Source organism: Halomonas sp. (assembly GCF_052095765.1).
GTDB lineage: Bacteria > Pseudomonadota > Gammaproteobacteria > Pseudomonadales > Halomonadaceae > Halomonas.
The window spans coordinates 1-6,168 of record NZ_JBQDJZ010000012.1 but is presented as its reverse complement, the minus strand read 5'-3'; the positions used below and the strand labels follow the sequence as shown (position 1 = coordinate 6,168).

7 protein-coding genes are annotated in these 6,168 nt (G+C 59.8%); 4 read left to right on the top strand and 3 right to left on the bottom strand.

The features are described from left to right. The 3 genes from ACTH3D_RS02955 to ACTH3D_RS02945 all read right to left on the bottom strand — a co-directional run. A partial coding sequence (locus ACTH3D_RS02955) for a hypothetical protein (protein ID WP_441665088.1) occupies nt 1-508 on the bottom strand: 508 nt, incomplete at its 3' end. Between the two features lie 109 nt (nt 509-617). Then, entirely contained in the window at nt 618-1,163 is a 546-nt protein-coding gene (locus ACTH3D_RS02950) for a dihydrofolate reductase (RefSeq protein WP_441665086.1), read from the bottom strand. Further along, on the bottom strand, nt 1,160-1,933 hold the full coding sequence (locus tag ACTH3D_RS02945; RefSeq protein WP_441665144.1) for a thymidylate synthase: 774 nt from the start codon (nt 1,931-1,933) through the stop codon (nt 1,160-1,162). Before ACTH3D_RS02945 ends, ACTH3D_RS02950 begins: the two co-directional genes overlap by 4 nt. A gap of 296 nt (nt 1,934-2,229) precedes the next feature. Here ACTH3D_RS02945 and mnmA point away from each other — a divergent pair, with 296 nt between their 5' ends. From mnmA to ACTH3D_RS02925, 4 genes are all read left to right on the top strand, one after another. After that, nucleotides 2,230-3,339 carry a tRNA 2-thiouridine(34) synthase MnmA gene (gene mnmA / locus ACTH3D_RS02940; protein ID WP_441665084.1) on the top strand — a complete coding sequence of 370 codons (1,110 nt, stop codon included), beginning with the start codon at nt 2,230-2,232 and terminating at the stop codon, nt 3,337-3,339. Then, nucleotides 3,339-3,980 (top strand): high frequency lysogenization protein HflD, encoded by a 642-nt coding sequence (gene hflD / locus ACTH3D_RS02935; RefSeq protein WP_441665082.1) that lies wholly within the window; start codon nt 3,339-3,341, stop codon nt 3,978-3,980. The genes mnmA and hflD overlap by 1 nt, the downstream gene beginning before the upstream one ends. A gap of 93 nt (nt 3,981-4,073) precedes the next feature. Further along, nucleotides 4,074-5,453: an adenylosuccinate lyase gene (gene purB, locus ACTH3D_RS02930; RefSeq protein WP_441665080.1), complete on the top strand. Its 1,380-nt coding sequence runs from the start codon at nt 4,074-4,076 to the stop codon at nt 5,451-5,453. 23 nt (nt 5,454-5,476) lie between these two features. After that, nucleotides 5,477-6,168, top strand: a 692-nt coding sequence (locus ACTH3D_RS02925) for a cupin domain-containing protein (protein WP_441665078.1), incomplete at its 3' end; no start/stop codon positions are given.

The window sequence follows — 6,168 nt, the reverse complement described above, 5'->3', positions numbered from 1 at the left end:
CTGGTTTTACTGGCTCAGGCTTTACCGGTTCAGCTGTGACTGGCTCCGCTGTGACTGGCTCAGACGTTACTGTGGGTTCTGACCGTGCAATCGACTCAGGCTTGGCGTCGGGCTCCGGTGTCGTAGCGGTATCAGCAGCGGGCTCTGCCACCAGCTCAGGCTTGGCGTCTGGTGTGTGCGGCGCCGCTCTATTCTGACCGAGCAGCGCCGACAGCCCTCTGGACTGACGTGTGTGACGCGATAAGGGTTGCTGAGTATCGGACTGCTCCAGGCGCTCCTGCAAGTGCCGACTGTGGCTTTCAAGCGCTTCATTTTGCTCGCTGAGCCCGCGGCACGCTTCCTGCAGCTCATAGCGCTGCGCTTCCAGTGCCTGCACCTTCTGTTCAAGCAGGGTGTGATGGGCCTGCGCTGCTGCAAGCTGGCAACGCGTCTCGTCCAGATCATCAACCAGGCGTTGCGTGCGGCGCTCCAGCTGACTGATCAGGTGGGCGGGGGCTTGTTCAGTCAAAAGGACGATCCTCCAAATGCAGCTTGCCGGGCATGATGCTCCGCCAGCTCGGCGGCTCAGCATCCGGCCACCACTCAATCACTATTATTTGTTCACTACGATTCAATCTCTACGCGCTGCCCGCTAACGCCAGGCGACGATATGTCACAAAATCATAGGCTGGCTGACCTGCTTCCGGGCTGCCCGACACACGCTGAACCTCTTTCCAGGTGTTTTCCGCCAGCGGTGGAAAGCGTGCGTCTCCCTCAGCCTCAATGGCAACTTCGGTGAGATACAGGTAGCTGGCATATGCCATGGCCTGACCATAGATGTCGCCACCGCCCATCACCATGATTTCTTCTGCGCCATCAATCAGCGCCTGCTGATCAGCCAGTCGCAACGCCGAGGCCAGGTCATGACAAACCCGCACGCCTGCTGCGCTAAAGTCGGTATCTCTGGTGACTACAATGTTAAGCCTGCCTGGCAGCGCACGCCCAATAGAGGCATAGGTCTTGCGCCCCATGACCAGCGGCTTTGCCTGGGTCATGCGTTTGAAGAACTTGAGGTCTTCGGGCAGGTACCAGGGCAGTTTGTTGTCTACCCCGATCACGCCATTGGCGGCAACAGCGGCAATCATGGCTACGGGGGTATCCAGCTCAATAGATGTCATGCTCATACGGCTACCTCAGCCCTGATGCCGGGATACGGATCATAGCCTTCAATACGAATGTCGTCGAAGCGGTAGTCAAACAGGCTATTGACGCCAGGCGTCAACACCAAGCGGGGGGCCTCTCGCGGCGTGCGGCTCAACTGTAACTCAGCCTGCTCTATATGGTTCAGGTATAGGTGCGCATCGCCAAGAGTATGCACAAAGTCGCCCGGCTCAAGCCCAGTGACCTCAGCCATCATGACGGTAAGCAGCGCGTAGCTGGCGATATTGAACGGCACGCCGAGGAAAATATCGGCGCTACGCTGATACAGCTGGCAGGACAAGCGCCCTTCGGACACATAAAACTGGAATAGACAGTGGCACGGCGGCAGACGCATCTCATCGATCAGCGCCGGATTCCAGGCTGACACCACCAGCCGACGCGACATGGGATTGTCGCGCAACTGGCTGAGCACATGACTGATCTGGTCAACATGGCCACCGCGCGGGTCGGGCCAGCTGCGCCACTGGTAGCCATACACCGGCCCCAGGTCGCCGTTGTCATCAGCCCACTCGTCCCAGATGCTGACGCCATGTTCTTTCAGGTAAGCGATGTTGGTATCACCCATCAGAAACCACAGCAGCTCGTGGATGATCGAGCGCAGATGCACCTTCTTGGTGGTCAGCAGCGGAAAGCCACGCGACAGGTCGAAACGCATCTGATGGCCAAACAGCGAGCGGGTCCCTACCCCGGTGCGGTCATCACGCTCCACACCGTGCTCAAGCACATGGCGCATCAAATCAAGATAAGGCTGTTCGAGAGCGGCTTGCGCTGGCACACCACTACTACTGGGAGTCTCGTGAATCACACTGCTATCCGACAGGCTATAAATTTTGTCCGCCAGTGTACTGCTAAATTGCCACGGGAAGCCAACTTGAACGACGGCACGGACCGAGCGCGGTGGGAAGCCAGCCCATTGGGTAACGCAGCCCGTCGGCCTGTTGAGGGCTGTCTCTGATCCAGACTTCGAGCTTGCCGTTCTTGTCAGGTATACTCTTTTTCCATTTGTGACCCACCCACTCAGAGAGCGCCATGACAGCCACGCTAGGCAAAGTCATCGTCGGCATGTCCGGCGGTGTTGATTCTTCCGTTTCCGCCCTGCTGCTGATAGAACAGGGCTACACGGTCGAAGGCCTGTTCATGAAAAACTGGGATGAAGACGACGGCACCGAGTATTGCACCGCCAAGGATGACCTGGCCGATGCCCAGTCCGTTTGCGACAAGCTCGGCATCCCGCTGCACACTGCCAATTTTGCCGCCGAGTACTGGGACAATGTGTTCGAGCATTTTCTGGCCGAATACCGCGCTGGGCGCACCCCGAACCCCGACGTGCTGTGCAACCGCGAGATCAAGTTCAAGGTGTTTCTGGACTACGCCGAGATTCTTGGCGCAGAGAAAATTGCCACCGGCCACTATGTCCGCCGGGGCCAGCGGGACGGTCGTCCGCGTCTTCTCAAGGGGCTGGATGCCAACAAAGATCAGAGCTACTTTCTTTATGCTGTGCCCGAAGCTGCTATTGCGCGCACGCTGTTTCCGGTGGGCGAGCTGGAAAAACCCGAGGTACGGGCCATTGCCGAGCGCCATGGCCTAGTCACTGCACGCAAAAAAGACTCTACCGGCATCTGCTTTATTGGCGAACGCCGCTTCAGCGATTTCCTCAAGCAGTATCTGCCCGCCCAGCCCGGTGTTATCGAAACGCCCGACGGCGTTACCATTGGCCAACACATGGGGCTGATGTATTACACCCTAGGCCAGCGCCAGGGCCTGGGCATTGGTGGGCTGACAGACTACCCGGAAGAACCCTGGTATGTGGCGGGCAAGGACCTTGAACGCAACGTGCTGATTGCGGTGCAGGGCAAACACCACCCACTGCTTTACAGCGACAGCCTGGACACCGAAGCCATGGACTGGATTGCCGGCGAAGCGCCTGTAAAGGCAGGCCGCTTTACCGCCAAGACCCGTTACCGCCAGAGCGACGTGCCTTGCCATGTCCAAGCACTTGACGATGGCAGCGTGCGCGTTCACTTCGATGACCCCCAACGCTCGGTAACGCCTGGCCAGTCGCTGGTGCTCTATGATGGCGACATCTGCCTTGGCGGCGGGGTAGTCCGCACCACCTGGAATGCTACGGAGCACGCCTGATGAATGATGCCACCCCGATCCATCGCGCCCCGGACTCCCCGACGGCGCGTCAGGTGCTGGCGCTGGCCGGCGTCTTCCAGGCGGCCAGCCTGGTGGATGAGCTGGCCCGCACCGGCCAGACTGACACCCGCGCTTGGGAAACCCTGATTCGCGCCACCATCGACACCAACCCGCAGAGTTTTGAGGCCATCTATGGTGGCCACCCCAACAACCTACGTCGGGGTCTCGATACCCTTGGTGGTTTGCTGGGGCGCAAGGAAGCCAACACCACCGTCATGCGTTACGGCTTCGCACTACTGATGCTTGCCAACCAACTGCGCAAGAATAACGACATGCTGGACGACCTGGGCCAGCGCCTAACGCGTACTCAGGGCCAGGCCGAGTATTTCGGCGACAACCATGAAAATGTGATCGCCAGCCTCGGCGAGACCTATCAGCAGACGCTGTCCACCTTCAAACAGCGCATCGTCGTTCAGGGTGATCCTTCGCTACTGCAAAGCCCGATGATGCCCGAGCGTATCCGCGCCTGCCTGCTGGCTGGCGTGCGCTTTGCGCTGCTGTGGCACCAGCAGGGAGGTCGCCGCTGGCGGCTGATACTGCAGCGCGGCGCCATGCAACGTGCACTGGATGCCATTGGCTGATCGCGCATGCTGCTTACTGCTCACCACTGACGCCTTATTATTCACCACTCGCTATTCCCCGCTCACTGAAACGTCACTTCCGGAACCCATGCTATGCCGTCTACGTCGCTTCCCCTTTCCGCTCTCACTGCCCTGTCACCCGTCGACGGCCGCTATGGCAGCCGGACCGAATCGCTGCGCGAACACTTCAGCGAGTTTGGTCTGATTCGTGCCCGCATCACGGTTGAGGTGCGCTGGCTGCAGCGTTTAGCCGAGCTCCCGGGCATTGCAGAGGTACCGCCGCTGTCTAGCGCCGCCAACGGCGTGCTGAATGATCTGGTGGCGAATTTTTCGGTGGCCGATGCCCAACGCATCAAGGATATCGAGCGCACCACCAACCACGACGTCAAGGCAGTGGAGTACTTCATCAAGGAGCACATCGAGGCCACGCCCGAGCTTCAGGCGGTCAGCGAGTTCGTGCACTTTGCCTGCACCAGCGAGGACATCAACAACCTGTCCCATGGCCTGATGCTGCGTGAAGGTCTGGCGGCCGTACTGCCTCACATGCATCAGGTGTCCGACGCCATTGCCCAGCTGGCCCACGAGCATGCCGACCAGCCGATGCTGTCGCGCACCCATGGCCAGACCGCCAGCCCTACCACCTTGGGCAAGGAGATGGCCAACGTTGCCTATCGCCTGCGCCGTCAGCTCAAACAAATCGAAGCGGTGGAAATCCTTGGCAAGATCAATGGCGCGGTGGGCAACTACAACGCCCACCTCACCACCTACCCGGAAATCGACTGGGAGGCCAATGCCCGCCACTTTGTCGAAAGCCTGGGACTGACCTTCAACCCCTACACGACCCAGATCGAACCTCACGACTACATTGCCGAACTGTTCGATGCCGTGTGTCGCTTCAATACCATCCTGATCGACTTCGATCGCGATGTGTGGGGCTATATTTCACTGGGCTACTTTAAGCAGAAAACCGTCGAGGGCGAAATCGGCTCTTCGACCATGCCGCACAAGGTCAACCCCATCGACTTCGAAAACTCCGAAGGCAACCTGGGGCTGGCCAACGCGGTGCTTGGCCACCTGGCCGAAAAGCTGCCGATTTCTCGTTGGCAGCGCGACCTTACTGACTCCACGGTGCTGCGCAACCTAGGCGTGGGCATGGCCTACGCGCTGATTGCTTACCAGGCTTCGCTCAAGGGGATCAGCAAGTTAGAAGCCAACCCCCAGCGGCTGGCCGATGACTTGGACGCCAGCTGGGAAGTGTTGGCCGAACCGATCCAGACGGTAATGCGCCGCTACGGCATCGAAAAGCCCTATGAAAAGCTTAAAGAACTGACCCGCGGCAAGCGCATCGACCAGGCCGGATTCAGCGCCTTCATTGACACCCTGGGACTGCCGGACGACGTGAAGACAGAGCTCAAGGCGCTGACGCCTGCTAACTACATTGGCAATGCCGCCGACCAGGCAAGCCGCCTGTAACAGCGCTACAAGAGATATTTGCCATGCCTTCTCATGCTCCGCTCCCCATGCTCGGCGGCCTGACTGCCAGCGAATTCCTGCGCGATCACTGGCAGCAAAAACCGCTGCTGATCCGCGGGGCCTTCCCTGATTTTGAAAGCCCGCTCTCTCCCGACGAGCTGGCTGGCCTGGCCTGCGAGGAAAACGTTGAAGCACGGCTGATTGAAGAACACGGCCGGGATGAAAAGGGTGCGCCCCACCCCTGGAAGGTCAGCCATGGCCCCTTCAACGAAGACACCTTCGCTCGTTTGCCCGAGCGCGACTGGACGCTGCTGGTACAGGCCGTGGATCACTATGTACCGGAAGTCGCTGAACTGCTTGAACAGTTCAACTTCCTGCCACGCTGGCGGCTCGACGACATCATGATCAGCTACGCGCCGCCCGGCGGCAGCGTAGGGCCGCACCTAGACCAGTACGATGTCTTCCTGCTCCAGGCCAGCGGCCAGCGCCACTGGCAACTGGGTGGCAAGGTTGGCGAGGACGCGCCGATTATCGACGGCATCGACTTGCGCATCCTCAAGAGTTTTGACGTCGCCGCCGACCACGATTGGGTGCTGGAGCCCGGCGACATGCTGTATCTGCCGCCCGGCTGGTCACACCATGGTGTCAGCCAGTCAGACGACTGCCTGACCCTCTCTGTGGGCTTTCGCGCCCCCTCAGCCGACGAAGCGATTAC

Excerpts from the sequence above, each read along its gene's own strand:
- ACTH3D_RS02945 (WP_441665144.1), bottom strand. The coding sequence starts at position 1,933 with ATGCGCCATGTGCTTGAGCACGGTGTGGAGCGTGATGACCGCACCGGG.
- ACTH3D_RS02950 (WP_441665086.1), bottom strand. The coding sequence starts at position 1,163 with ATGAGCATGACATCTATTGAGCTGGATACCCCCGTAGCCATGATTGCC.
- hflD (WP_441665082.1), top strand. The coding sequence starts at position 3,339 with ATGAATGATGCCACCCCGATCCATCGCGCCCCGGACTCCCCGACGGCG.
- mnmA (WP_441665084.1), top strand. The coding sequence starts at position 2,230 with ATGACAGCCACGCTAGGCAAAGTCATCGTCGGCATGTCCGGCGGTGTT.
- purB (WP_441665080.1), top strand. The coding sequence starts at position 4,074 with ATGCCGTCTACGTCGCTTCCCCTTTCCGCTCTCACTGCCCTGTCACCC.